General features: G+C 69.6%; 23 protein-coding genes. 7 read left to right on the top strand and 16 right to left on the bottom strand.

Going from position 1 to position 24,995, the window contains the following annotated elements; genetic code table 11:
* Positions 1–109: 109 nt before the first annotated feature.
* The 3 genes from OXG79_01060 (at position 110) to OXG79_01050 (ending at position 2,470) form a co-directional block, all read left to right on the top strand.
* Positions 110–517 carry a cupin domain-containing protein gene (locus OXG79_01060; GenBank protein MCY3782357.1) on the top strand — a complete coding sequence of 136 codons (408 nt, stop codon included), beginning with the start codon at positions 110–112 and terminating at the stop codon, positions 515–517.
* A complete protein-coding gene (gene folP, locus OXG79_01055; GenBank protein MCY3782356.1) occupies positions 514–1,446 on the top strand; it encodes a dihydropteroate synthase in 933 nt (310 codons plus the stop codon). Before OXG79_01060 ends, folP begins: the two co-directional genes overlap by 4 nt.
* Before the next feature lie 130 nt (positions 1,447–1,576).
* Entirely contained in the window at positions 1,577–2,470 is an 894-nt protein-coding gene (locus tag OXG79_01050; GenBank protein ID MCY3782355.1) for a dihydropteroate synthase, read from the top strand.
* 1 nt (position 2,471) lies between these two features.
* On the opposite strand, the gene OXG79_01045 is transcribed toward OXG79_01050, so the two are convergent.
* From OXG79_01045 to OXG79_01030, 4 genes are read right to left on the bottom strand one after another with little or no spacing between them, the layout of a single operon-like run.
* Positions 2,472–3,884: a UDP-N-acetylmuramoyl-tripeptide--D-alanyl-D-alanine ligase gene (locus OXG79_01045; GenBank protein ID MCY3782354.1), complete on the bottom strand. Its 1,413-nt coding sequence runs from the start codon at positions 3,882–3,884 to the stop codon at positions 2,472–2,474.
* A complete protein-coding gene (locus OXG79_01040) occupies positions 3,884–4,960 on the bottom strand; it encodes an aminoglycoside phosphotransferase family protein (protein ID MCY3782353.1) in 1,077 nt (358 codons plus the stop codon). Before OXG79_01040 ends, OXG79_01045 begins: the two co-directional genes overlap by 1 nt.
* Positions 4,957–6,321 carry a hypothetical protein gene (locus OXG79_01035; protein ID MCY3782352.1) on the bottom strand — a complete coding sequence of 455 codons (1,365 nt, stop codon included), beginning with the start codon at positions 6,319–6,321 and terminating at the stop codon, positions 4,957–4,959. The genes OXG79_01040 and OXG79_01035 overlap by 4 nt, the downstream gene beginning before the upstream one ends.
* Before the next feature lie 55 nt (positions 6,322–6,376).
* Entirely contained in the window at positions 6,377–7,579 is a 1,203-nt protein-coding gene (locus OXG79_01030) for a glycosyltransferase family 4 protein (GenBank protein MCY3782351.1), read from the bottom strand.
* 26 nt (positions 7,580–7,605) lie between these two features.
* Between OXG79_01030 and tsaE the strand changes: the two genes are divergently transcribed.
* From tsaE to tsaD, 4 genes are read left to right on the top strand one after another with little or no spacing between them, the layout of a single operon-like run.
* Positions 7,606–8,100 carry a tRNA (adenosine(37)-N6)-threonylcarbamoyltransferase complex ATPase subunit type 1 TsaE gene (tsaE, locus tag OXG79_01025; GenBank protein MCY3782350.1) on the top strand — a complete coding sequence of 165 codons (495 nt, stop codon included), beginning with the start codon at positions 7,606–7,608 and terminating at the stop codon, positions 8,098–8,100.
* Positions 8,097–8,729, top strand: coding sequence for a hypothetical protein (locus OXG79_01020; GenBank protein MCY3782349.1), 633 nt, complete (start codon positions 8,097–8,099; stop codon positions 8,727–8,729). The genes tsaE and OXG79_01020 overlap by 4 nt, the downstream gene beginning before the upstream one ends.
* The gene (gene rimI, locus OXG79_01015; GenBank protein MCY3782348.1) at positions 8,722–9,345 is read left to right on the top strand and encodes a ribosomal protein S18-alanine N-acetyltransferase; all 624 of its coding nucleotides are present in this window, start codon (positions 8,722–8,724) and stop codon (positions 9,343–9,345) included. The genes OXG79_01020 and rimI overlap by 8 nt, the downstream gene beginning before the upstream one ends.
* A complete protein-coding gene (gene tsaD, locus OXG79_01010; GenBank protein MCY3782347.1) occupies positions 9,342–10,403 on the top strand; it encodes a tRNA (adenosine(37)-N6)-threonylcarbamoyltransferase complex transferase subunit TsaD in 1,062 nt (353 codons plus the stop codon). The genes rimI and tsaD overlap by 4 nt, the downstream gene beginning before the upstream one ends.
* Here tsaD and OXG79_01005 read toward each other — a convergent pair.
* The 12 genes from OXG79_01005 to guaA all read right to left on the bottom strand — a co-directional run bounded on the left by OXG79_01005 (position 10,400) and on the right by guaA (position 24,972).
* The gene (locus OXG79_01005) at positions 10,400–11,884 is read right to left on the bottom strand and encodes a glycogen synthase (protein ID MCY3782346.1); all 1,485 of its coding nucleotides are present in this window, start codon (positions 11,882–11,884) and stop codon (positions 10,400–10,402) included. The two genes, tsaD and OXG79_01005, sit on opposite strands and share 4 nt — an antisense overlap.
* The gene (gene purH / locus OXG79_01000) at positions 11,881–13,431 is read right to left on the bottom strand and encodes a bifunctional phosphoribosylaminoimidazolecarboxamide formyltransferase/IMP cyclohydrolase (protein ID MCY3782345.1); all 1,551 of its coding nucleotides are present in this window, start codon (positions 13,429–13,431) and stop codon (positions 11,881–11,883) included. Before purH ends, OXG79_01005 begins: the two co-directional genes overlap by 4 nt.
* Positions 13,428–14,054 (bottom strand): phosphoribosylglycinamide formyltransferase, encoded by a 627-nt coding sequence (gene purN, locus OXG79_00995; protein ID MCY3782344.1) that lies wholly within the window; start codon positions 14,052–14,054, stop codon positions 13,428–13,430. The genes purH and purN overlap by 4 nt, the downstream gene beginning before the upstream one ends.
* Complete coding sequence (purM, locus tag OXG79_00990) at positions 14,054–15,073, bottom strand: phosphoribosylformylglycinamidine cyclo-ligase (GenBank protein MCY3782343.1); 1,020 nt, start codon at positions 15,071–15,073, stop codon at positions 14,054–14,056. Before purM ends, purN begins: the two co-directional genes overlap by 1 nt.
* Positions 15,070–16,563 carry an amidophosphoribosyltransferase gene (purF, locus tag OXG79_00985; GenBank protein MCY3782342.1) on the bottom strand — a complete coding sequence of 498 codons (1,494 nt, stop codon included), beginning with the start codon at positions 16,561–16,563 and terminating at the stop codon, positions 15,070–15,072. The genes purM and purF overlap by 4 nt, the downstream gene beginning before the upstream one ends.
* A gap of 144 nt (positions 16,564–16,707) precedes the next feature.
* Positions 16,708–18,930: a phosphoribosylformylglycinamidine synthase subunit PurL gene (gene purL / locus OXG79_00980; protein ID MCY3782341.1), complete on the bottom strand. Its 2,223-nt coding sequence runs from the start codon at positions 18,928–18,930 to the stop codon at positions 16,708–16,710.
* The gene (purQ, locus tag OXG79_00975) at positions 18,927–19,619 is read right to left on the bottom strand and encodes a phosphoribosylformylglycinamidine synthase subunit PurQ (GenBank protein ID MCY3782340.1); all 693 of its coding nucleotides are present in this window, start codon (positions 19,617–19,619) and stop codon (positions 18,927–18,929) included. The genes purL and purQ overlap by 4 nt, the downstream gene beginning before the upstream one ends.
* A 5-nt stretch (positions 19,620–19,624) precedes the next feature.
* Entirely contained in the window at positions 19,625–19,921 is a 297-nt protein-coding gene (purS, locus tag OXG79_00970; protein ID MCY3782339.1) for a phosphoribosylformylglycinamidine synthase subunit PurS, read from the bottom strand.
* Positions 19,918–20,799, bottom strand: coding sequence for a phosphoribosylaminoimidazolesuccinocarboxamide synthase (locus OXG79_00965; protein MCY3782338.1), 882 nt, complete (start codon positions 20,797–20,799; stop codon positions 19,918–19,920). The genes purS and OXG79_00965 overlap by 4 nt, the downstream gene beginning before the upstream one ends.
* Positions 20,796–22,139 carry an adenylosuccinate lyase gene (purB, locus tag OXG79_00960; GenBank protein ID MCY3782337.1) on the bottom strand — a complete coding sequence of 448 codons (1,344 nt, stop codon included), beginning with the start codon at positions 22,137–22,139 and terminating at the stop codon, positions 20,796–20,798. The genes OXG79_00965 and purB overlap by 4 nt, the downstream gene beginning before the upstream one ends.
* Positions 22,136–23,437 (bottom strand): phosphoribosylamine--glycine ligase, encoded by a 1,302-nt coding sequence (gene purD, locus OXG79_00955; GenBank protein MCY3782336.1) that lies wholly within the window; start codon positions 23,435–23,437, stop codon positions 22,136–22,138. Before purD ends, purB begins: the two co-directional genes overlap by 4 nt.
* Complete coding sequence (gene guaA, locus OXG79_00950; GenBank protein ID MCY3782335.1) at positions 23,428–24,972, bottom strand: glutamine-hydrolyzing GMP synthase; 1,545 nt, start codon at positions 24,970–24,972, stop codon at positions 23,428–23,430. Before guaA ends, purD begins: the two co-directional genes overlap by 10 nt.
* Between the last annotated feature and the right edge of the window lie 23 nt (positions 24,973–24,995).

The raw sequence follows: 24,995 nt of genomic DNA, 5'->3' as shown, positions 1-24,995 counted from the left end.
CTCAAGGCGTCCACTGTCGTCGCCGAAGCTACCACGCCGAACATGGTCCGAGTGGGGTAGCGTAAGGACGCTGCGCCGGCGTGCGCCGGCGCGTTGCAGGGAGAAGTAGATGCCCAAGGTCGTGATTCGAGAGAGCGACGCGCAGGTTTTCGATCGCGGATCCGGAGTCCGAAGCATCCCGCTGATGAACGGCGATCGCGGCTCACAGAACGTCTCGTCCGGCATGACCATCATGGAGCCCGGCGCGGGCCTGCCCATGCACTTCCACGACACCGAGGAGTGCATCACTTGCGTGGAAGGCGAAGCGATGTGCTCGGTGGACGGCGAGGTGCTGAAACTCCGGCCGTTCGATCACATCTGGATCGCCGAGGGCTCGCATCACCGGTTCTGGAACGAGGGCGCGGAGGCGATGCGCATCGTCTGGACCTACGGCAAGCCGGAGGTCATGCGGACGTTCGCCGATTCCGGCAAGACCGTGCGTCACATGTCCAAAGGCGATGTCGCGCGACCGACGTGAATGACCCGGCCGTGGTCCGCGGCGCGCTGCGGCTCGGCACTCGCGTTCTCGAGTGGGGCGCGCGCACGTTCGTGATGGGCGTGCTGAACGTGACCCCGGACTCCTTCAGCGGCGATGGCGTGGCGAACGATGCCGAGGCGTTGCAAGGCCGGATTGACGCGCTGCTGGAGGAGGCGCCCGACGTCATTGACGTGGGTGGCGAATCCACGAGGCCCGGTGCGGCGGAGGTCTGGGTGGACGAGGAAATTCGACGCGTCGCCCCGGCGCTCGAGGCCCTTCGCTCCCGTGCGCCGGACATGCCGCTGTCCATCGACACGCGCAAGGCCGCCGTGGCGCGCGCGGCGCTCGGAATGGGTGCGGCGATGGTGAACGACGTGACCGGCGGCACGCACGATCCCGAGATTCTCAATGTCGCCGCCGAGGCCGGGGCCGTCTTCGTCGTCACCCACAATCGTCGGGGCAACGTGCGGCGCTCCGCAATCGGCCCGCATGTCGAAGCCGTTGCCTATGACGACCTGGTGCGCGACGTGTACCGCGACGGCGAGCGACTGCTCGACCGGGCGCAAGGCGCCGGCATTCCGCATGAACGCCTGCTCTTCGATCCCGGCTTTGGCTTCGGCAAATCGCCCGAGCAGAACATCGACCTGCTCCGGGGAATGTCAGCACTCAAGGCGCTTGGGGCCCCGCTCATGGTGGGCGTGTCGCGGAAGTCGTTCGTCGGCTTCGTGCTGGGACTGCCGGCCGATCAGCGGCTGGAGGGTTCGTTGGCCGCCGCGGTGATCGCGGTGGCCAACGGCGCGGACATGGTGCGGGTCCACGACGTGGCGGCCACCAGGCGCGCGCTGGCGATGGCGGATGCGATCTATCGCGCGGGCGCTCCGGCGGACGGCGGGCGAGCCGAGATGGGAATCGCTCCTCCGCGGGAATGACGAATCTGTAGAAGCTGGGCTTCGCAGTTCTGGACGCGTTGCCAGGCTGCCGCGCCGTTCGTATGCTCAACTACTCCTTTGCGCACGCCTCATGCCAGGGTGCCGCGCCCACGTCGTTAGTCGAGGTTTCGTGCGTACGGTTCTTCGCGGCCGTGACGGCCTGGAAGTGGTGATCAGCCCGGATGAGGCCTTCGTGCCCATCGGCGAGCGCCTCAACCCCACCAACAAGCCACGGCTCCAGCGCGCCTACGACGAAGGCAACTGGACCTACGTCCAGCGCGACGCGACGCGACAGGTCGCGGCGGGCGCCAAGGTCATCGACGTCAACACGGGCGACCCGCACCACGAGATCGAGGCGCGCAAGATGCGCGATGCCGTGCGCGCGGTGCAGGACGTGGTCGAGGTGCCCGTGTCGATCGACTCGTACACCATCGACGTGCTGCTGGTCGGTCTGGAGGTCGCGCGGGGACGCCCGCTGGTGAACTCCGTCCCATTCGAGGCGGACTACATGCAGGAGTTGCTCCCGGCGATTGCCGAGCACGACGCCTGCATGATCGGGATGTGCACCAAGGGCGGCGCCGCCATGCCGGAGACGGCGGAGGAACGGGTCGAGAACGCGCGCGCGCTGGTGGCCAGCGCCGCGGAGCACGGCATATCCGCCGACCGGATCGTCATTGACCCGGTGTGCTTGCCGGTTGGGGCCAATGATGTCTTCGGCCCCGGCTTGCTCGGCGCGATTCGCACGCTGCACCGCGAGGACGACCTGAATATGTCCATCGGGCTAAGCAACGTGTCATTCGGATTGCCGGCCCGACGTTCCCTCAACGCGGCGACCCTGCTCATGGCCATGGAGGCCGGGTTAACCGCGGCGATCCTGGATATGACGCACAAGGAGATTCGCCACGCGGTGCTGGCCGCCAACCTGATCCGCGGCCGCGATGAATATTCCATGAGCTGGATCTCCAACTACCGCGCCGAGCAGGCTCGCGAAGAGGCGCGCAAGGCCAAACGCGCCGGGGGCTGACTCAGCCGGAGGAGAGCTGCGGGGCTTCCGTTACCGCCTCCGGCAGGCGGGCGAAGCCCATGCCGTTGCTGGCTTTCAGCAGCACCGCGTCGCCGGCTGCCAGCTCTCGCCGAAGCCACGCAGCCGCCGCGTCCACGGCCGCCGCGATCGACGCGGAGTCCTCCGTATCCGCGGGAATCAGGTCCACGGCTTGCAGGCCCGCCGCGCGAGCTCCCGAAGCAATATCGGCGGCCAGCGCGCCGACGCAGAGCAACCGATCCACGGTGGCGGCATCCCGTCCCACCTGCTGATGGGCGGCTGCGGCAAAGCCGCCAAGCTCGAACATATCGCCCAGCACGGCGATCCGGCGTCCCGGAACCGACACCGCGTGAAGCGTGTCCAGGGCGACCTTCATCGAGGCGGCGTTCGCGTTGTAGGTGTCGTCGAGCAGCAGTCCGCCGCCCGGTAGCGCCTGGAGCCGCATGCGGTGCGGCGCGGGCCGAAACTCGCGCAACCCCCGGCAGGCCGTCGCGGGATCCACCCCCAGCGCCTGGGTCGCCGCCAACGCCGCGCCGAAAGCCAGATCGATGGCGCCCGCCGTGCCGGGAACGTCAACGCTGTCGGCAAAGCTCCCGGCCGTGATGTGCACGCGGGTGCCTGGAGGATCGGTCCGAAGCTCGCCGCTCACCCGCACGTCCGCCGCGTCCGACCGGCCGAACGACACCACCGGTCCCGGCGCGCGTCGCCGAAGGGACTCGGTCCAAGGGTCGTCGGCGTTGACGATGGCCGGCCCGTTTTCCGGGAGGGCCTCAAAGAGCTCGCCCTTGGCCGTGGCAATGGCCTCCATCGAGCCGAACAGCCCCAGGTGCGCGCCGGCGATGGAGGTGATGATGCCGGCATCGGGCTTCGCGTAGCTGCAGTAGTGGGCGATCTCCCCCACAACCTGGGCGCCTATCTCGACAACCGCGTAGCGGTGCGTGGGCGCCAACCGCGACAGGGTGGCCGGCACGCCCACCTCGGCGTTCTCGCTTCGGTCGGTGGAAAGGGTGGGGCCGGCGGCGCCAAGGGCCGCGGCCACGGCTTCCTTCGTGGTCGTCTTGCCGTTGCTGCCCGTGACGCCCACGAACGTCGCCGACGAGCGCGAGCGCAACGCGCCCGCCAGGCGCTCAAATGCAGTCTGCGGCTCCGCGGCAATGACCTGACGCTCAATGGGTTGATCCGGGTCGGGCCTGGCGCACAGCACCGCCGCGGCGCCGCGGGCGAAGGCGTTGCCGATGAAGTCGTGGCCGTCCACGCGCGCGCCGGGGAGCGCCACGAACAGCATGCCCGGTTGGATGCGGCGGCTGTCGAAGTGCGCGGCAGTCATGACGAGATCGTCGGCGCCGCGTGGGACCGGCTGCTCGGCGGCGGCGGCCACGTCCGCCAGGGTGAACATCAGCCGTGGTGCCCGGCCAATGCGTCGCGGATGCGACGGCGCGCGGCATCGTCCAGATGCAGGCGCTCCAGGGCGTCGTCAAAAATGCCGAGATACCACCGACGTCGAGCGGCGTAGGTCGATGCCCGGTCGGATTGCGACGCCGCCTGTGCGCGGCGCTCGCGCACGGCGGCGGTGGCGGCGTAGGTCAAGCTGCGCTCGGCGGCGGCGGCCCAAAACACCTGGATTGGACCGGCGGCGTCCGACGCGTCGGCAAGCCGGGCCGCTTCGTCCTCGATGGCGTTGGCCGAGAGGCCGAAACTCGGAAACGTGAGGAGGTCGGCTGCGTCCAGTGCCGGTGCCGCCGCCGCCAGCGTTTCCCAGTCGATGACCGCCAGCCGTCCGTCGGGACGCGGCATCAGGTTGAGCGGCGAGAAGCCGTTGTGCACCACCCGCCGCGGCGCGCGGACTAGCAGTCTGACGATGCCGGCCTCGAGGTCTCGCCACGGCAACCCCGGTGCTAGGGCACGCGGCGCCGCGTCGGGCTCCGGCGCGGTCAGCGGATCGCGGAGCCGAACCGCGGCGATGGCGAGGCGTCGCCGCAGCGTGTCGCGCGTGATGCGGTCCAGATCGCTCTGATAGGCCAGAGCCCGCAGCATGCCCTGGTGGCGCGATGCCACGTCGCGGAATGCGGCCAGCGCCTCGACGGCGCGCGCCAGCAAGCTTGCGCGCTCGTCCGAGTCCGCCCTTTCGAGCACTTGGGCCAAGGACTCCGATCCCAGGTCTTCCATGGCCACGGCGGCGAATGCGTCGGACGCTAGCAGAGCCCCGTGTGGCTCGGGCGCCAATCCCGGCGCCTGGCGGCTCAGCAGGTCCAATGCCCGCTCCTCGCGCCGCCAGCGGTGGTGGTAGTAACGGTCAGCCCCCGGCCGGTAGACCTTGACGATGAGCGACGCGGCTCCGGCGCGAAGGCGCCAGATTTCGTGCCGTGCGTCGGCGGCGACGGCGCGCCACGTCCAGGGGCCGGCCTGGCCGCGAGCGGCCAGAATTGCGCGCAGTCCGGAACGCAGGTCCTCGTTCACGCCTGATGTGCTCACGTCGCCGGTCGATTCGTATCGCCCAGCAGCTCGTGGAGCGTCGCATTGAGCAGATGGGCGTTCATGGGCTGGTCAAGAAGGCCCCTGTCCGCGGCCGCCCTCACCGCATCCGCGTCGCCCACCACGCGTCGCCGTCGCGCCAGCAGCCATCCAAGCAGCGTGATAGGCCGGCCGTGAAACAGCAGCAAGAAGTCGCCGTCGGCGGTGACGAATGCCGGACGGGTCCACGTGGCGGCGCCCCAGAACGCCGCGCCCACCGCCACGGCGAGGGCTATCGCCAGCGCGGCCCACGCCGATTCGAGCATCGCGGCCGCAATGACGCACAGGCCCGCGGTGGCGGCGGTGCCGGCCCAAAACCCCAGCACGATCTTCTGCCGGTTCAGGCCGACGATTTCCCAGTGGTAATGCAGCGGCGACGCCAGCAGCGGCAGCGGGAATTGCTGATGTGGAACCGGCGTCCCGTCCGGCAGCCGGGGATCACGCCAGCGTCGGTACAGCGGCACTAGGATCTTGGCTTGCAGCAGCGACGAGAGGCCTTCCAGCAGCAGGGGCGCCGCGACCAGCGGCCACAGCAGGTCCACGCCCGCCACGATTGCGGCGGCCGCCGAGGCCGCTCCCAGCATCAGGGCGCCGCTGTCGCCGATGTAGATGCCGGCTCGACGGTTGGCGCCGCGGTTGGCCGGCGACCACTCCGAAGGCAGATTCCAGACCAGGAGCCCGGCGGCAATGGCCGCGACGCTGAGCGGCCAACCGGCGTGGCCGACGCCGGCGGCGAGCCCGGCCGCGAGCGCGGCGCCGGCCGTCGCGATGGCCACCGTGCCCGGTGTGAGCCCGTCCATGCCGTCGCTGAAGCTGGTCGCCAGCGTCGTTCCGAGGATTAGCGCCAGGTACCAGACGCTCAGCGGCACATGCGCTCCCGATCCCAGCCAGTGCGCCATGGCGTAGGGCGATGCCGAGCCGGACGCGTGGGCGCCGGGGCCTACCAGGAGCGCCGTCGCGCCGACGCTGAGTAGCAGAGCGATGACCAGATAGGCGCCCTCGGGCACGCCGCGCCCGGTGCGCGTCTTGCGCAGGTCGTCGGCGAGCCCGAAAAGAAAGAACCCGGCCGCGACGACCAGTACCCACCAGGCGCTGGAGGCGGCCGGGCCTGCCGACAACAGCGCCGCGACGACGACTGCCGCGACGGCGGCGGCAATGCCGCCCACGAGCGGCAGCTTGCCGGACACGCCGAGCGGTGTGGCGATCTGGTGCGCCCCGCGCTTGACCTCGGCCGATCGAAAGTGCGGCAACAGACGTCGAAGCGCGGCAGAGCCCCCCGCGGCAATGACGAAGGCGAAGCCGGCCGCCAGGCCGATCGCCAACCCAGGCTCTATGCGACCCTCCGACGTGTGGCGGGCGTCAGGGTTACGGTAGCAATCAGTCGTGCCGCGCTTCCGCGCCGACAGACGCGTATACGTCGAGAATCCTGCCAACCTGCCGCTGCCAGGAAAACTCTCGCTCGGCGCGCGCCCGCAGGTTCTCGCCGTAGGTCCGGCGCGTATCGGCGTCTCGCACCAGGCGCAGGATCTCACTGGCGAGCGCCGACACCGACCCTCGCTCGGCCAGCCGGGCCCCCGGCCCCAGGAACTCGGCGGCCACTCCGCGCGCGTAGGCCACGGTCGGCAGGCCGGTGGCCATGTAGTTGAGCACTTTGCCGTTGCCTTCCGTTTCCGACCGCTTGGGCGCGACGGCCAGGTCGCAGAGCCGCAGGTGCGCCGGGGCTTGGGCATAGGGAATCCGGCCCGTGAACGTCACGTGCTCGGCCAGGCCCGCCTGCCTGGCCGCCTGCTCGTACTCCGCGGCATTCGGGTAGCCCATGATCAGGAAATGCGTCCCCGGCTCGGCGTCCACGACCAGGCGCGCGGCGCGGATGAGGTCGCCGGTGCCCTGGTATTCCGCGAGCAGGCCCAGGTAGCCGACGACCAGCCGGCTCGGCGGAATGCCGAGTTGCCGGCGCAGCGCGGCCAGGTCGGGGGCATCGTCCGGCGCTCGCGGGCGAAACCGCCCGACGTCAACGCCGTCGGGGACGCCGAGGATTCGGTCTGCCGACCACGACTTACGCGCGGCAAGCTGGTCTCGGGCAAACGCCGAACTCGTGACGATGCAGTCGGCCACGGCCTCGATTACGCGCTCGATTCCCCCGAATATCTGTACGCCGGGGCCGTCCGGCGAGAGGAATCGATGGTCGACCATCTCGCTGGTCAGGCTTCCCTGATAGTCCAGGATCAGCGGCACCCGACGCGCGCGAGCCAGCGGCCAGCCAATCGCGGCGCCTTCGTGCAGGTGGCCGTGCACCACGTCAATGGGTTGACGCAGGCCGCGAGCGAGCACCAATCCAGCCAGCAGCGGGTCGAGCAGCAGCTTGCGCCGGTGCGAGCCGACGTGCGCGTCTGACCGACGGCGAAACGCCGGCAGGCGCACCACGCGCAGTCCGTCCGGCGTTGTGCCGGTCGGATAGGTAAAAATTGTGACGGCGTGGCCCAGCGCTTGGAGTGCGTGGGCCTCCTCCAGGATCCGCACGTGACACCCGTAGTCCGCGAAGAAGCCCGTCGGCGCGATCATGGCGACGCGCAGGCTCATCGCCGCCGCCTTTCGTGGAGCGCGCCTTGACGTTCCGTACGCTTGCCCGCACCCAAATGGTCTCGGACGGGCCTGACGCTACGCGGGCCGTCGGCGTTGCCATTGGTCGGTGCGCGCGGCCGGGAGACCTCGTCGCGCTCCATGGCGAGCTGGGCGCGGGCAAAACCGTGGTCGCCCAGGGCATGGCCCAGGGGCTTGACGTCGCGGAAGGCGTGACATCGCCGACCTACGTGCTCGTGTCGGTCTATGTGTCGGGCCGGTTGCGGCTGCAGCATGTTGATCTCTACCGCCTGGCGGGCGCGCTCGACCTGGACTCGATCGACTGGGAGGACCTGCTCGACGAACCGGCGGTGACGGCGGTCGAGTGGTCCGAACGAGCCGGTGATCGAATGCCCGACGACTGCTTGCTCGTGGCGATCCAGGCCGAGTCGACGAACCGGCGCACGCTGACGCTCTCAGCCGGTGGACCTCGCAGTCGGGAACTCCTCGCGGCCGTGGGGGCACGGATGGCGGCGCGATGACGATGGTACTCGCGATGGACACCACAGGCTCCGCGCCCGCCATGGCGCTGCTGCACGGGGACGATGTGCTGGCGTCGTGGCAGGGCGACACCGCGCAGACGCCGCTCGGCAACGGCCTGCGCGCCGTGGTCGCGGGCCGGAACCTGCCCCTCCGGGAATTGCGTGGGCGCCTGACTACGGTCGCCGGGGCGATGGGGCCGGGACGCTATGCGCGACTGCGCGCCGGCGTGGCGTTTGCCAAGGGCCTGGCGACCGGACTGGGCGTGCCGTTCGTCGGCGTGCGGTCCGCGGCAGCCGTGGCTCGCGCCGCCGGCGGACACCGCGGGCCGATCGTCATTCCCGCCGGCCGTGGCCGCGTCTATTGCTGGACCGGTGGGCAGGGCGCGCCGCCTACTCCCGCCATTGGCGCGCCCGAGCTTGCGGCACAGCTTGGAGCAGGCGTGACCGTGGCCGGTGACGTGGACGACGGCACGGCGGAGGGAATCCTCGCCGCCGGTTTGCGGCTGCAACGCATTCAGCCCGTTGAGGTCGCATATGCCGTCGGCTGCCTGGCGGGCGAGCGCGATCCGTCGATCGTTGGCGTGGAAGTGGCACGGCCTATCTATATGCCTGCCGCCGGCCATGGTTGACGGTCGCACCGACGGTCCGGAGATCGTGATCGAGCCGATGCAGCTCGATGACCTGCCCCAGGTGCGCCGCATCGAGCAGGCGTCATTTTCCGTTCCGTGGCCGCGCGACTCATATCGACGGGAGATTTTGAACAATCAGCGGGCGTGGTACTTCGTGGCGCGCCGCCCCGGCGTGGAGCCGCCGCCGCCACTTCCGCCGCGACGGTTCCCGTTCAACCTGTGGCCGCGCGCCCCGGCGCCGGGCATCGACGTCGTCGCGTTCGGTGGAATGTGGCTCATGATCGACGAATCGCATATCACGACCATCGCGGTCGATCCCGAATACCGCCGACGCGGGTTCGCCGAGGCGCTGATCATCGAGATGGCCAAGCTCAGCCGGCTGCGCGGCGCCACGCGCATCACGCTCGAGGTGCGCATGAGCAATCAAGCGGCGCAAAACCTCTATCGCAAATACGGCTTCGTGGACCATGGCGTGCGCCCGCGCTACTACAGCGACGATCGGGAAGACGCGCTGATCATGTGGAGCGAGCCCATCCACGGGCCGGACTTCCATGCGCGCCTCACGCGCAATGAGCGCGATCTCGCCGAGCGCCTCAGCTGGGCGTCGCGTTTATGACGGACGCCAACGGGCCGCTGGTCGCGGCCATCGAGACCTCCTGCGACGACACCTCCGTGGCGGTGGTGCGGGCGGGACGCGAGGAGTTGGCGCTCAAGAGCCAAACCCAGATCGAGCCGCACGCCGCGATGGGCGGCATCGTGCCGGAAGCCGCCGCCCGCATCCACGTCGAGGCCATCGATGCCGTGTGGAACGCGTGTCTTTCCGACGCGGGGGTTGACCCAAGCGAGCTCGACGGACTGGCCGTCACGCAAGGTCCCGGACTGCCCGGCTCATTGCTGGTTGGGCTGGAATTCGCGCAGGGTCTGGCGGTTGCCCTGGATCGCCCGCTCATTCCCGTAAACCACCTGGAAGGCCATTTCGCCTCGCCGTGGCTCAACGACGGCGACCCGCCGGAGTTTCCGCTGATGACGCTGATCGTGTCCGGCGGGCACACCGAGCTTGTCTACGGCGCCGCGCCCGGCGAATACCGCGTCATTGGCCGCACGCGCGACGATGCCGCCGGCGAAGCGTTCGACAAGGTGGCGCGGATGCTCGGCCTGTCCTATCCGGGCGGTCCGGCCATCCAGCGGGCGGCGGCAGGGCGCGACGGGTCCCCCTTCGAGCTGCCGCGCGCCTGGCTCCCGGGCACCAGCGACTTCAGCTTCAGCGGGCTCAAGACGGCGGTGCGGCGGTTGGTCCACGACGAGTTGGGACCGGTCGAGGCGGCGCAGATCGGTGCGGCACACGATGGCGCCGCTGGAATCGACGATCCCGAATTCGTGGCGGACGTGGCCTATGCGTTCGAGGTTTCCGTGGTTGACGTCCTGGTGGCCAAGACGGTGCGGGCGGCCAGGCAGATGCGCGCCGCCTCGATCACGCTCACGGGCGGCGTGGCGGCCAATGCTCGGCTGCGCGCGGCGTTGACCGCCGCTGCGCCGGTTCCTGTCCACGTGCCCGCGCTCAAGCACTGCGTGGACAACGCCAGCATGATCGCGGTCGCCGGAACCTGGCGGCTGTCGCGCGGCGAGGTGTCGACTGACCCCCTCGAACCCGAACCTGGATTGACGCTGGCTTAGCCGACCCGGGCGGTCCGTCGGCTCTCGATCGCACGGCTGTACAGATCGAGATAGCTGCGCGCCGCGGCGTCCCACGAGGAGTCGCGCGACATGCCCTGGCGCACGAGCGCGCGCCAGGCGTCTGGGTAGCGATAAGTCTCCAACGCGCGCGCGACGGCCCCGAAGAAGTCGATGGGATCGTAGCGATGAAACACGAACCCGGTGCCGTGCTGGGTACGCGCATCGAAGTCCGCCACGGTGTCGGCAAGCCCGCCCGTGGCGCGCACGACCGGCACGTTGCCGTAGCGCATGGCGATGAGCTGGCCCAAGCCGCAGGGCTCGTGGCGCGACGGCATGAGGAACATGTCCGACCCGCCGTAGATTCGCTGCGCGAGCGGCGGGTCGAAGCGCAGAGCGACCGCGACGTGATCGGGGTGCCGGCCGGCGGCCTGGGACAGCAGTTCGTGGTGGCGCGGGTCGCCGGTGCCGAGCACCACGAGCTGCGCGCCGCGCTCCACGAGGTGCGGCACGACCGGCGCCAGCAGATCCAGCCCCTTGTGATCGGCCAACCGCGACACCATGCCGAGCAGGGGCGCATCGGCCTCGACCGGCAGCCCGAGCTCGCGCTGCAGCGCGGCCTTGTTTCGAGCCCGAGGCGCCACGTCTCGCACGCTGAAGTTGGCCGCCAGTTGCGGGTCGGTGGCCGGGTCGAAGGTGACGGTGTCGATGCCGTTGACGATGCCCGCGATGCCGTCCTGGCGCTCACGCAGCAGCGCGTCCAGTCCCTCCCCGTAGGACGGCGTCAGGATCTGGCGCGCATAGGTGTCGCTCACGGTATTGACGGCGTCGGCGTAGCGAATGCCGTGCGCGAGGAAGTTCACCCGCGGCGCAGGTTCGGAATCCGTGGAGTGCTCCGGAAACTCGCCGTCCGCAAGCCCCGCCGCGTGCAGCAGCTCTTCGCCGAAATGCCCCTGGTAGGCCAGGTTGTGGATCGTCAGCACCGTGGCCGGGCCGTCGGCGTGCGCTCTATTGGAGCGCGCGGCGTGAATCCAGTTGGGCACCAGGCCGGAGTGCCAGTCGTGGCAATGGACCACGTCCGGACGCCATCCCAGCGTGCGCGTGGCCTCTAGCGCGCCGCGCGAGAAGAACACGAACCGATGGCCGTCGTCGGGGTAGCCGTACAGATTGGGCCGGTCGGCGAAGTAGTCGTCGCTGCCGATCAGGTACAGCGGGAATGGGCTGTGCTCAACCTGCCCGACCTCGCCCTCTTCGACGACCCCATTCATGGAAACCTCTAGAGCGGCGCCGTTCGCGGTGATCGGATGCACCGCGGGATCGATCGACCCGTAGTGCGGCAGCGCGACTCGAACGTCGGCGCCCAGGTTGCGGAGAGCCGTCGGTAGCGACCCGACCACGTCGCCCAGGCCACCGGTCCAGGCGTAGGGCGTGCATTCGGCGGCGAGCATCAGCACCCGCAGCGGACGCGCGTCGGCTGGACTCAATGCTTGAAGTGCCGTTCGCCCACGAACACCATCACGCCGCCATGAGCGTCTACGGCGGCGACGACGGCGTCGTCCTCGATTGAGCCGGAGGGCGCCGCAATGGCCCGCACGCCCGCCGCCAGCGCCTCCTCCGGGCCGTCCGTCTTGGGAAAGAAGGCATCGGACACGAGGTAGCTGCCGGCGGCCATGGCTCCCGCGTGCGTGATGGCATGGCGCACCGCGTCGACGCGGTTCATCTGGCCGACGCCCACGCCGACGAGCATGCCGTCCTTGACGAGCACGACCGCGTTGGATTTCACGTGGCGAATGACCCGCATCCCAAACTGCAACTCCGCGACGTCCGCGTCGGTGGCAGGCACGGCCGACACCGAGCGCATTTCGAGGTCTTCCCCCGGACTTCGGTCGGGGTCCTGGACCAGATAGCCGCGGTCGAGGCCCCACACGTGCGCGGACTCGAAGCGCAGCGAGCGCCGGTCCGGTGGTTCGGACCAGCGGATGATGCGCAGGTTCTTGCGCCGGCGCAGGCGTCGCAGCGCGTCGTCGGCGTACCCGGGCGCCACGACCACGTGATAGAAGTGGCCCTTCATCGCCGCAACGGTCTCAATATCGACCTCGCGGTTGAATCCCACGATGCCGCCAAAGGCAGACAGCGGATCGCCAGCGCGCGCGCTCACATACGCCTCTCGCAGCGAATCCCGCACCGCAAGGCCGCACGAATTGGTGTGCTTGACGATAGCGACGGCCGGCCGGTCGTGGTCGTTGGCGGCGGCCCAGGCAGCTTGCAGGTCGAGGATGTTGACGTAGGAGAGCTCCATACCGTGCAGTTGCTCGATGCCCGCGAGCGCGCCGTGGCCGAGTTCCGGATCTCCCGCGGCGTAGAACGCGCCGCGCTGATGGGGATTCTCGCCGTAGCGGAGGTCCTGGACTTTCTGTAGCGGCACCGTGAGCCGACGTGGAAAGTTGTCCCCGGCCTCCGCCTGGAAATACCCGGCCACGTGCGCGTCGTAGAAGGCCGTGAGCGCGAAGGCCTTGGCCGCCAGCTCGCGCCGCAGATCCGCGCCGTCCTTCCCGCTGCTGATCGCGGCCAGCACACGGTCGTAGTCGTCGGGGTCGGTGACGGTCCAGACGCCGGCGTGATTCTTGGCGGCGGCGCGAATCATGGCCGGCCCGCCGATGTCGATGTTCTCGACGAGCTCCGCATGGTCGTCCGTCCGCGCGAGCGTCGCCGCGAACGGGTAGAGGTTTACCGCGACGAGGTCGATGGGCGCCAACCCATGCTCGGCTAGCTGGTCGTGGTCCGATTCAAGATCGCGTCTGGCCAGCAGGCCGGCGTGAATCGCCGGGTGCAGCGTCTTTACGCGGCCGTCGAACATCTCCGGCCAGCCGGTCACCTCGTCAATCGACACCACCGGCACGCCGGCATCCCGCAGCGCCTGGGCGGTGCCCGACGACGCCACGATCTCCCAGCCGAGGGCGTGCAAACCGGCGCCCAGGCGTTCGATTCCGCGCTTGTCGGCGACCGCGAGGAGGGCGCGCGGGACGCTCATGCCGTGGCCACCGGCGGGTCGACGCGCGCGATGCCGTCGAGCACGCGAACCCGTCCGTCCGCGAACCATTGCAGCACTTCGGGATAGACGCGGTGCTCCTGCTCCAGGATGCGCGCCGAAAGCGTGTCCACCGTGTCGTCAGGATGCACGCATACGGCCGCCTGCGCCACGATCGGCCCACTGTCCAGGTCTTCCGTCACCAGGTGCACGGTGCAGCCGGAGAGCTTCACGCCTGCGGCCAGGGCGTCGGCTTGCGGTCTGGGCGCCATCGTCCCGCCGAACGCCGGGAGCAGCGATGGGTGGATGTTCAGAATCCGGTTGGGGAAAGCTTCCAGGAAGAACGGACGAAAGATCGCGCTGAACCCGGCGAGCGCGATGGTGTCGACCCGCGCGTGTTGCAGGACTTCCAGCATCCGCCGCTGCTGCGCCGTGCGCGTCGGAAAATCGCCGCGGACGATGAGGTGAGCGGGCACGCCGAAGTCTCGGGCGGTGTCCAGCACTCCGGCGCCTGCCCGGTTGCACACCAGCGCCGGCACTTCCGCGCGCAGCCGACCGTCCCGAACGGCCTCCAGAATCGCGCGGGCGTTGGACCCGCGACCCGAGGCCATGATGCCGAGCCGCATCACGCGTCGATGAGCTCCACCGCCGCGCCGTCCCGCGGCGCTACCGTCCCGGCCGCGAATGCGCCGGGTAGCTCGGCCAGCAGCGTTGCGCCGGCATCGGGCCGGCACACGACGATCACGCCGACGCCCATGTTGAAGACCCGATACATCTCGTCGGTGGTGACGTCGGCGGTTTTCTGAATCCACGCATACAGCGGCGGAATCGCCCACGCCGCGGGCGACAGCCGCGCCGCGAGCCCGTCCGGCAGCACGCGCGGCAGGTTGTCAATGAGTCCGCCGCCGGTGATATGGGCGGCCGCGTGCACGCCGGGAACCTGGAAGGCCCGGAGCAGCGCAGCCACGTAGGACTCGTGGGGCGTGAGCGCAGCCTCGATCACGGTGGTCTCGCCGAGCGGCGCCATGGGATTCCCGCGCTCCAGGGCGCGTCGGACCAGGCTGTAGCCGTTGGTGTGCGGACCCGCCGCCGGCAGCCCCACGCAGACGTCACCCTCGCGAATATTGTCGGGACTTGCGAGGTCGGCCTGCTCGGCGACGCCGATGACGGTGCCGGCGAGGTCATAGGCCCCGGACCGATAGGTGTCGGGCAACTGCGCCGACTCCCCGCCGATGAGCGCCACGCCCTCGGCGCGGCAGGCCTGGGCGATGCCGCGCACCAATCGCGTCACCACGTCGCGCTCAAGATGCGCCGCCGCCACGTAGTCCAGAAACGCCAGCGGGCGCACGTTCTGCACGGCGAGGTCGTTCATGCAGTGGCGCACGATGTCGCCGCCGGCAAGCTCCGGACGGTCCCAATCCAACGCGAGCAGGAGCTTCGTGCCCAGCGAGTCCGTACTCGCCAGCAGCACCGGGTCGCTCAGATCCGCAGGCAGCCGCAGGCCACCGGCAAAGGCTCCAAATCCCGGCAACGACGCATCGTCCGACGTGCTGGCCACGGCGGTCCGCAGGGCGGCTTTCAGCGAGTCGTTGTGGTCGAGGTCGACGCCGGCGTCCGCATAGGCCGAGCGCGGCGCCGTGCTCATGCGCCGTTCTCGGCGGGATCGGCCTCGGACTCCTCCAGCGGAAACATCGCGGCCTGCCGAGGGAACACCGGCGCGGTCTGGAGCTCGGTTGGCCGCTCGAGCTCGAACTTGTCGAAGGCCAGCTGCACGTCGATGGGGTAGTCGCGGGTGAAGCATCCCAGGCACAGCTCGCCGTGCGCCTGGCGGGTGGCGGCCACCAAATTCGGAATGCTGAGGTAGTCCAGGCTGTCGGCGCCAATGGCCTGGCAGACGTCCGCCACCGGCCGCTCGTGCGCGATCAGCTCGTCGGGGTCGGGAATGTCGATGCCGAGGAAGCAGGGCCAGCGGATCGGCGGGGCGGTGATGCGGACGTGAACCTCGCTTGCGCCGCCTCGGTCACGCAGGAGGTCCACCAGCTGGTGCTGCGATGTTCCGCGCACGATGCTGTCGTCGACCATGACCACGCGTTTGCCGCGCGTGACGCTGGGCAGCGCGTTGTACTTGAGGCGCACCCAGAGCTTGCGCAGCTCGGTGGACGGCTCGATGAACGTGCGCCCGATGTAGCGGTTGCGCAGGAAGCCGTCGGCATAAGGCAGGCCGCTCGCCTCGGCGTACCCAGTGGCGGCGGCGATGGCCGAGTCCGGCACGCCCACCACCAGGTCCGCGTCCACCGGATTCTGCAGCGCGAGCCGGCGTCCCATTTCGCGGCGCACGGAGTGGACCAATTCGCCCCTGAGGGACGAGTCGGGCCGCGTGAAATAGATGTACTCGAAGGCGCAGAGGGCGTGGCGGTGCGGCGGCGTCGCGTGCTGAGACCTCAGGCCGTTGGCGCCGATGGCCAAGACCTCGCCCGGCTCGATTTCTCGCTCAAACTCGGCGCCCACCGCGTCCAGGGCGCACGTTTCCGAGGTGACAATCCACGCGCCGTCGATTGAGCCGAGACACAGCGGGCGGTTGCCCATGGAGTCGCGCGCCACGATGATTTCGCTGGGGGTCGCCACGGCCAGGCAGAACGAGCCCTGAAGCCGCGGCACCGTGTGGCACACCCGCTCGAACACGCTGGCGCCGGGCGCGCCGGCAATTGCCTGCGCGATGACGGCCGTGTCGGACGTGGCAGTGGTGTGATAGCCCGCTTCGCCGTTGGCGTCCCGCAGGTGCAAGGCGTTGACGATGTTGCCGTTGTGGGCCACCGATATCGGCCCCAACTCGGTCGCTTGCAGTACTGGCTGAATGTTCTGTGTGGTGTTCGAGCCACTGGTGGAGTAGCGGCAGTGCCCGATCGCGAGATGCCCGTGGGCTTCCGCCAGGATGTCGCCGCGGAACACCTGCGAGACCAGCCCCTCGTCCTTGACGGTGTAGAGGTCCTCGCCGTTCCCCAGGGTGATGCCCGCGCCTTCCTGCCCCCGATGTTGGACGGCGTATAACCCCACGTAGGCAAGGGCGGCGACGTCGGCGTCGGGGCCATAGACCGCCACGACGCCGCAGGCTTCGCGCAGGTTAGGCAGCCCCAATGGGGCAGCCGGTTCGTACATCGGGAGAGGGTGCGATGGGACTCGGAACCTCGCCGGCGCCGGTGCGTTGGACGGCGTCGGCCCGCGTGGACTGGAGCGCGTGAATGCCAGCGGGGCTACCCCGGAGTGCCTCCCTGCCGCATCTTAACCGTTCGGCTCGCGTCCGGCGAGTGCGGCATCCAGGCCCTGATCCCATGCTCGGTGAGCGTCGTCGAGCGCCACGTCGATGCGACCGATGCGCAGCCGGTCGCCGCCAACGTGGCCCAGCGCGCGCACGGAGACGCCCGCCGCGGCCGCGCGTCGTTCGACGTCGGACCACGCCGCGGCCTTGGCGCTGATCACGATTCGGGACGGAGCTTCGCCAAAAAGCGCCACGTCGTCTCGCTCGGCCGATGGATCGACTTCGAGTCTCACGCCGATGCCGCCCGCGAAGGCGCTCTCGGCGACGGCCACGGCCAGGCCTCCGTCGCTGCAGTCATGGGCCGACGCCAGCAGCCCGGTCTGGATCAGCTCGCGGAGCAAAGACTGAACGGCCACCTCGGCGTCGAGATCGATGGTTGGCGCTCCGGCGACCTGACTGTGGACAACCGCCAGGTACTCGCTGCCGTCGAGCGCCGGCGGCCCGTCGCCGAGCAATCCCACAATGTCGCCCGCCGCGCCGAACCCAGTGCCGCAGTGCGTGTCGGCCTGTTCGAGCAGGCCGAGCATGCCGACCACCGGCGTCGGCCAGATGGCCTGGTCGCCGGATTCGTTGTAGAGGCTCACGTTGCCGCTGACCACCGGCGTGCCGAGCGCTTCGCAGGCCGCGGTCATGCCGTCGATCACGCGCGCCAGTTGGTAGTAGACCGCGGGGTCTTCCGGCGAGCCGAAGTTGAGGCAGTTGGTGATCGCGAGCGGCGTGGCGCCGGTGCAGGACACGTTGCGCGCGGCCTCTGCGACCGCCATGGCGCCGCCGTGGAATGGGTCCAGGTAGCAATGCCGCGCGTTGCCGTCGGTGCACAGCGCGATCGCGCGGTCGGTTCCCTTGATGCGCATCACCGCCGCGTCGCCTCCGGGCGGTCCGATCGTGTGCGTGCCCACCATGTGGTCGTATTGGCGGTAGACGCCGCGCCGGCTGGCGATGTTGGGCGAAGCCAGCATTCTGAGGAAGGTCTGAGAGAGATCCTCCGGCTCGGGCACGTCCTCGACGTCGAGCTGCTGCACGTCGTCGAGGTAGGCCGGTCGCTCGACCGGAAACTCGTAGGTCGGGGCATCGACCAGCATCGACACTGGAAGCTGCGCCACGTCGACCGAACCCTCGGTGACGCGCACGTCCTGCCCCTCGGCCACGTGACCGATGACGTCGCTGTGCAGTCCCCACCTGGTGAAGACGGCGCGGACGTCGTCCTCGCGCCCGGCGTGCGCCACGACCAGCATGCGCTCCTGGCTCTCACTTAACATAACTTCGTAGGGCGTCATGCGGTCGGCGCGTCGCGAAACTCGCGCCACGTCGATGGTGACGCCGCAGCCGCCGCGTTCCGCGGCTTCGATGGTGGCGCTGGTGAGACCGGTCGCTCCCAGGTCTTGCAAGCCGGCCACGCCGCCCGTCGTCAGCGCTTCCAGGCATGCCTCGAGCAGCAGCTTTTCCATGAAGGGGTTGCCGACCTGCACCACGCCTCGGTGAGAGGCCTCCGGGTCTTCCACCGACGCGAACGTGGCGCCGTGAATGCCGTCGCGCCCGGTATCCGTGCCGACCAAAATCAGGGGATTGCCCGGTCCCGAGGCGGCGGCGCTGGTCAGGTCTTCGTGGCGAATCAGCCCCGCGCACATGGCGTTGACCAGCGGATTACCCGCGTAGCACGGCGCCACCTGAATCTCTCCGCCGACCGTGGGCACGCCCACGCAGTTGCCGTACCAGGCGATGCCGCCGACCACGCCGTTTGCCAGGAAGCGGCTGCGGGCGTCGTCGAGCGAGCCGAAGCGCAGGCTGTCCAGGATGGCAATGGGCCGGGCACCCATGGTGAAGATGTCGCGCAGGATTCCGCCCACCCCGGTGGCCGCGCCCTGAAACGGCTCGACCGCGCTCGGGTGGTTGTGGCTCTCGACCTTCATCACGATCGCCAGCCCGTCGCCGATGTCGACGGCGCCGGCGTTCTCCTCGCCGGGGCCGATCAGCACCTGCGGCCCCGTTCCGGGAAAGCGGCGCAGCAGCGGGCGCGAGTGCTTGTAGCCGCAGTGCTCGCTCCACATGCCGCCAATGATTCCCAGCTCCACCGCATTCGGGGCGCGGTCGAGCAGGTCGAAGGCGTGGTGGAATTCGTCGCGCGTCAGCGCGACTTCGCGCAGCGTGGCGTCGTCCGGGACGGCGCGATCGGTGGGTGCGGTCACGCGGTCACGCGAGCGAGCACGGACTCCCACACCATGCGCCCGTCGGTGCCGCCGAGCGCGGTCTCGCTGCAGCGCTCGGGGTGGGGCATGAGCCCAACCACATTGCCTTGAGCGTTGCAGATGCCGGCAATGTCGCCGACCGAGCCGTTGGGGTTGGCCTCCGCCGTGCGGCTGCCGTCGGCGTCGGTGTAGCGCCAGACGACCTGGTCGTTGTCGTGCAGCGCGTCGAGCGTGGAGGCGTCGGCGACGTAGTTGCCTTCGCCGTGCGCGATGGGCATGCGCAGGACCTGGCCCACGTCGGCCGATTCCGTAAACGGCGTGCGGCGCGTCTCCACCCGCACGTGCACCCACTCGCAACGGAACTCCACGCAGGAATTGGGCAGCATCGCGCCGGGGAGCAAGCCCGATTCGAGCAGGATCTGGAAACCGTTGCAGATGCCGAGCACCGGCACGCCGCGGTTGGCCGCTTCGCGCACGGCGCGCATCACACGGGCCTGCGCCGCCATCGCGCCGGTGCGCAGGTAGTCCCCGTAGCTGAATCCGCCCGGCAGGATCACCAGGTCGTAGCCGTCCAGCGACGGCGTGGCGTGCCAGACGAGATCAGTCCGCACCCCCATCACTTCCGTCAGCGCATGGTGCGTGTCGGTGTCGCAGTTGCTGCCCGGAAAGACGATGACCGCCGCGCGCACGCTGGCTACCAGGCGGTGTCGCTGAGTTTGAGCGGTTGTGGCTCGATCAGCTCCAGCTCGAATTCCTCGATCACGGGATTGGTCAGCAGCTGCTCGCACATGGCCTCGACACGCGCGCGCGCGGTCACAGCGTCCGGCGCGGCCAGCTCGACATCGACGATCTTGCCGACGCGCACGTCGCGAATGCCGTCGAAATCCAGGTCGCGCAGTCCCGCCGCGACGGTGGCCCCCTGCGGGTCGTTGACGCCCGGTTTGAGACGCACGAACACGTGCGCGGTGTAGATCTGGGGCAGGCCGCTCACGCCGCCAGGCGCTCGCGGATCTCGCGATAGCGCGCGGCGGTGCGCTCCACGATCGCCTCCGGCAGCGCGGGGATCGGCGGTTCCCGATCCCAACCGATCTCGATCAGGTGGTTGCGCACGATCTGCTTGTCGAAGCTCGGCGGCGAAAGGCCCACGTCGTATTCCGCCACGTCCCAGAACCGGGACGAATCCGGCGTGAGGACCTCGTCGATCAAGGTCAGCTCGCCGTCGACCCAGCCAAACTCAAACTTGGTGTCGGCCAGGATGATGCCGCGCTCGCCCGCGTAGTCGCGGCCGCGGGAATACACCGCAATGCTGACGTCCCGCAGGCGCCCGGCCAGCTCGGTGCCCACCAGCTCGCTCAGTTGGGCGAAGCTGATGTTCTCGTCGTGGCCGGTTTCGGCCTTCGTCGCGGGCGTGAACAGCGTATCGGCAAAGGGCTCGGCCTCTTTCATCCCGGACGGGATGTCGATGCCGCAGATCTGGCCGGTGCGCTGGTAATCCACCCAGCCGGAGCCGGTGATGTATCCGCGCACGACGCACTCGGCGTCGATGCGCTCGGCGCGCTTGACCAGCATGGTCCGGCCGCGCAGCACGTCGGCGTGCCGGCGCACGTCGTCGCCCATGGCGTCCACGTCGGTCGTGATGAGGTGGTTCGGCACGATATCTTCAGTGAGACCGAACCAGCGCTCCGACATGCCCGTAAGCACGGCGCCCTTGTCCGGAATGGCCGTTGGCAGCACGTGGTCGAATGCCGAAATGCGGTCGGTGGTGACGATCAGCAGCTTGTCGTCGAGGTCGTAAATGTCACGCACTTTCCCGCGGTTGATGAGCCGCAGGCCCTCCAGATCGGTTTGGGTAACCGTGTTCGTCGTCATGTCGGGCTCACCTCCGCCTGTTGCGCCGAGGCGTCCGGCGCGGCGTCTTCGTTCAAGCCTAGTCTCTCGTACGCGGCGTCGATCCATTTCAAGTGCGGGGCCGGACTAAATGCTTCGTCCAAAGCGTCGGACGTTAGCCGCTCCGTCACGCGTGAATCCCCGACGATCAGGTCGCGGAAGGACGCGCCGCTGGTCCATGCGGTGCCGGCGTGGTCTTGGACGATGGCGTAGGCCTCCTGGCGCGACATGCCGGCGCGCACCAGGGCCAGCAAGACCCCCTGCGAATAGATGAGGCCGCCGGTCATGTCCACGTTCGCGCGCATCCGTTCCGGGTATACGCGCAGGTCGCGTATGACATTGGTGAAGAGCCACAGGATGTAATCCAGCGCCATGCAAGAGTCGGGGATGAGCACGCGCTCCGCCGACGAATGGCTGATGTCGCGTTCGTGCCACAGCGCCACGTTTTCCAGCGCCGCCTGGGCGTTGGACCGGACCAGCCGGGCGAGGCCGGAGACGCGCTCGCAGCGCGAGGGGTTGCGCTTGTGCGGCATGGAGGATGAGCCGTGGCGGCCTTCTTCAAATGGCTCTTCGGCCTCGCGGATTTCGGTGCGCTGGAGGCTGCGGATCTCGGTGGCGAACTTGTCGAGCGAGCTCGCGATGCCGGCCAGCGTGGTCATGAAGTGGGCGTGGCGGTCGCGCTGCACGATCTGGTTCGTCACGGGCGCTGCGGTCAATCCAAGCTCGGCGCAGGCCCATTCCTCGACCAGTGGTGGCACGTGGGCGTGCGTGCCCACCGATCCCGAGAATTTGCCCACGCTCACGGTCGCCTGCGCGTCGCACAGGCGCCGGCGCTGGCGCCGCACCTCGTCGATCCAGATCAGCAGCTTGAGGCCGAAGGTGATCGGCTCGGCGTGTACGCCGTGGCTGCGGCCGATCATCAGCGTGTGGCGATGTTCCAGCGCGAGCCGCGTCAGGACCTGCGACAGGTCGTCCAGGCGCGCGAGCAACTGGTGGGCGGACGCCACAAGCTGCAGCGCCAACCCCGTGTCCAGCACGTCGGACGACGTGAGCCCGAGATGCAGCCAACGGCCCTCCGGGCCCACCGACTCGGCCAGGGCGTCGACGAACGCGTTGGTCTCGTGATCGCTGGTTCGTTCGAGTTCGTCGATGCGCTCGAGCGTGAAGCTGGCGCGCTGCAGCAGCGCGGCCTCGTCGGCCGGTATGCGGCCGTCCTTCGCCCAGGCATTGACCGCGGCCAGCTCGACGCGGCGCTGGAACTCGAAGTACATCTGGCGGTCCCAGATGGCGCCCATCTCGGGTCGGGTGTAGCGCGGAATCACAACGCGACCGCCATGCCGAGCGCGTCGGCAGCGATGTCGGAGCGGTAGCCCGCGCCTCGAAAGCGGATCGAGGCGGCGAGGGAATAGGCCTCGTCGCGTGCCTCGCCGAGGTCGTCGGCGATGCCCACGGCGGCGAGGACGCGACCTCCTGCGGTCCGCACCGCGCCGTCTCGCCGCTCCGTGCCCGCGTGAAAGATCAGTCCGCGGTCGACGGCGTCCAGCCCGTCGATCGGGAGGCCGCTTTCGGACGGGCCGGGGTAACCCTTGGACGTCAGCACGACGGCGACCGCCGCCTGTTCGGGCGGTGGGATTTCCGTGCGGTCCAGCGTGCCGCTCACCGCGGCGTCGATGAGGTCAACAAAGTCGCCTGGCAGCACCGGCAACAGCACCTGGGTTTCGGGATCGCCCATGCGGCAATTGAACTCGATCACCTTGGGGCCCTCGGCCGTGAGGATGAGTCCCGCGAATAGAACGCCGACATAGGGTCGTCCCTCCGCCCGCAGCCGGGCCAGGACCGGGGCGATGATCTCGCGCTCGACGCGCGCCACGAGCGCCGCGGGCGCGTCCGGCACGGGCGTGTAGCTGCCCACGCCGCCGGTGTTGGGTCCTCGATCGCCGTCGCCGATCCGCTTGTAGTCGCGGGCCACGCCGATGGTGCGAAAGGTCGTGCCGTCCGACAGCGCGAGCACCGACAGCTCGGGACCATGCAGCAGCTCTTGCACCACCACGCGCGATCCCGAGGCGCCGAACGCGCCGTCGACCATCATCCGGCGAATCGCCGCATCGGCTTCCTCGGGGGTGCCGCAGACGATCACGCCCTTGCCAAGGGCCGGGCCGTCGGCCTTGACCACGACTCCGTCGGGCTCGTCTTCCACGTAGGCCAGCGCCTCGTCGACGTTGACGAAGGTGGCGTGGACGGGCGCCGGCACGCCGAGCCGTGTGACCAGGGCACTCGAAAAGGCCTTGCTGCCTTCGATCTCCGCCGCGCGCCGCGACGGTCCAAAGGCCGGCACCCCGATTGTTTGCAGTTCGTCCACGAGCCCGTCGATCAAGGGATCCTCCGGACCGACGACCACCATGTCGGGACGCTCGGATCGCGCCCAATGGACGAGGTCGTCAATGTCGCCCGCCCCAATGTCGAGCGTGCGGGCGACTTCCGCGGCGCCTGCGTTGCCCGGCGCGCAGTAGATCTCGGCGTGTGGGCGGTCCTGCCGCAGCCGCCAGCAGATTGCGTGCTCGCGGCCGCCGCCGCCCACGACCAGGAGCTTCGGGTCCGGGTGCTGCACGTTTACTCCCATTCGATGGTCCCGGGCGGCTTGGAGGTGATGTCGTAGACCACGCGATTGACGCCTGGGACTTCGTTCACCAGCCGGCTGGAGATGCGCGCCAGCACGTCGGCGGGGATACGCGCCCAGTCGGCGGTCATAAAGTCGTCGGATGTTACGGCCCGGACGGCCACCAGCTCGCCGTAGGTGCGCTCGTCGCCCATCACGCCGACGCTGCGCACGCCCGGCAGCACGGCGAAGTACTGCGCGAGGGAATGCGCGGCGGCGATCGGTTCCAGCTCTTCGAGCACGATGGCATCGGCTGCCCGCAGGGTTTCGACTCGCGCGGGCGTCAGGTCGCCGAGCGCGCGCACGGCGAGTCCCGGCCCGGGAAACGGCTGGCGGTCGACGATCGATCCCGGGAGGCCGAGCTCGCGTCCCACGGCTCGCACTTCGTCCTTGAAGAGCTCGCGCAGCGGCTCCAGCAATTCCAGGCCGAGCCGGTCGGGCAACCCGCCGACGTTGTGATGCGATTTGATGACTGCCGCCCCTACCCGACCGCCGCTTTCGATCACGTCGGGGTAGATCGTGCCCTGCGCCAGGAAGCGCGCGTCGTCGATGCGGCCGGCCTCGCGCTCGAAGGCGCGAATGAAGGCCTCGCCGATGATGGCGCGCTTCCGCTCCGGGTCGGTCACGCCCTGCAGGGCGCGCAGGAACTCCTCCGCCGCGTCAACGACACTGAGGTCGAGGTTTTGGCTGGTGTGCAGCGCGTCTCGGACCTGCGCCACTTCATCCGCGCGCAGCAAGCCGGTGTCGATCAGGATGCAGGTAAGCCGGTCGCCGATGGCGGCGTGCACCAGCGCGGCGGTGACGGCGCTGTCGACGCCGCCGCTGAGCCCGCAGATCACGCGGGCGCCGGCGGCACGGCGGCGAATGTCGCCGATGGCCTCCCGCACGAGCGACGCGGGGGTCCAGTCACCGCGGCAGCCGCAGATGTCGCGCGCGAAGTTGCGCAGCAGATCCAGCCCGTGCGACGTGTGCCGGACCTCGGGATGGAACTGCAGCGCGCTCACGCCGTTGCCGTTGGACATGGCCGCCGTGGGCGAGTGTGCGGTTGCGGCGACCGAGCGAAAGCCGGGCGGCAGTTCTTCGACCACGTCGCCATGGCTCATCCACACGTCAAAAGACGGCGGCAGGCCGGCGAACAGCGGGTGTGCGCCGTCGGCGACGCGCACGCGCGCCGGACCGTATTCGCGCCGTGCCGCGGCTTGCACGCGGCCGCCCAGGCTGTGGCTGAGCAGCTGCATGCCGTAGCAGATGCCCAGGATGGGGACGCCCGCGTCGAGCACGTCTGCCGGAAGCTGCGGGGCACCCGGCGCGTAGACGCTGGCTGGACCGCCGGAGAGCACGATGCCGCGCAGGTTGCGGCGATCGACCGTGCCCAGTTGGTCAGGGGCCAGGAGCTCGGTGCGGACGCCGACTTCGCGGATTCGCCGCGCGATGAGCTGGCTGTACTGCGACCCGAAGTCGAGGACCGCGATGGTCTCGTGTCCGACCGATGCAGCGATGTCCGCGCCGACGCCGGTCGCGT

It is taken from the genome of Chloroflexota bacterium (genome assembly GCA_026706485.1).
Taxonomy (GTDB): domain Bacteria; phylum Chloroflexota; class UBA11872; order UBA11872; family UBA11872; genus JAJECS01.
This window is presented reverse-complemented; position numbering and strand designations above follow the sequence as displayed.

Bases quoted from the DNA above. Each gene is read 5' to 3' on its own strand.
- OXG79_01060 (MCY3782357.1), top strand. From the start codon at position 110: ATGCCCAAGGTCGTGATTCGAGAGAGCGACGCGCAGGTTTTCGATCGC.
- OXG79_01020 (MCY3782349.1), top strand. From the start codon at position 8,097: ATGACGATGGTACTCGCGATGGACACCACAGGCTCCGCGCCCGCCATG.
- OXG79_01030 (MCY3782351.1), bottom strand. From the start codon at position 7,579: ATGAGCCTGCGCGTCGCCATGATCGCGCCGACGGGCTTCTTCGCGGAC.
- OXG79_01045 (MCY3782354.1), bottom strand. From the start codon at position 3,884: ATGTTCACCCTGGCGGACGTGGCCGCCGCCGCCGAGCAGCCGGTCCCA.
- tsaD (MCY3782347.1), top strand. From the start codon at position 9,342: ATGACGGACGCCAACGGGCCGCTGGTCGCGGCCATCGAGACCTCCTGC.
- purH (MCY3782345.1), bottom strand. From the start codon at position 13,431: ATGAGCGTCCCGCGCGCCCTCCTCGCGGTCGCCGACAAGCGCGGAATC.
- purD (MCY3782336.1), bottom strand. From the start codon at position 23,437: ATGGGAGTAAACGTGCAGCACCCGGACCCGAAGCTCCTGGTCGTGGGC.
- purN (MCY3782344.1), bottom strand. From the start codon at position 14,054: ATGCGGCTCGGCATCATGGCCTCGGGTCGCGGGTCCAACGCCCGCGCG.
- rimI (MCY3782348.1), top strand. From the start codon at position 8,722: ATGGTTGACGGTCGCACCGACGGTCCGGAGATCGTGATCGAGCCGATG.
- purM (MCY3782343.1), bottom strand. From the start codon at position 15,073: ATGAGCACGGCGCCGCGCTCGGCCTATGCGGACGCCGGCGTCGACCTC.
- OXG79_00965 (MCY3782338.1), bottom strand. From the start codon at position 20,799: ATGACGACGAACACGGTTACCCAAACCGATCTGGAGGGCCTGCGGCTC.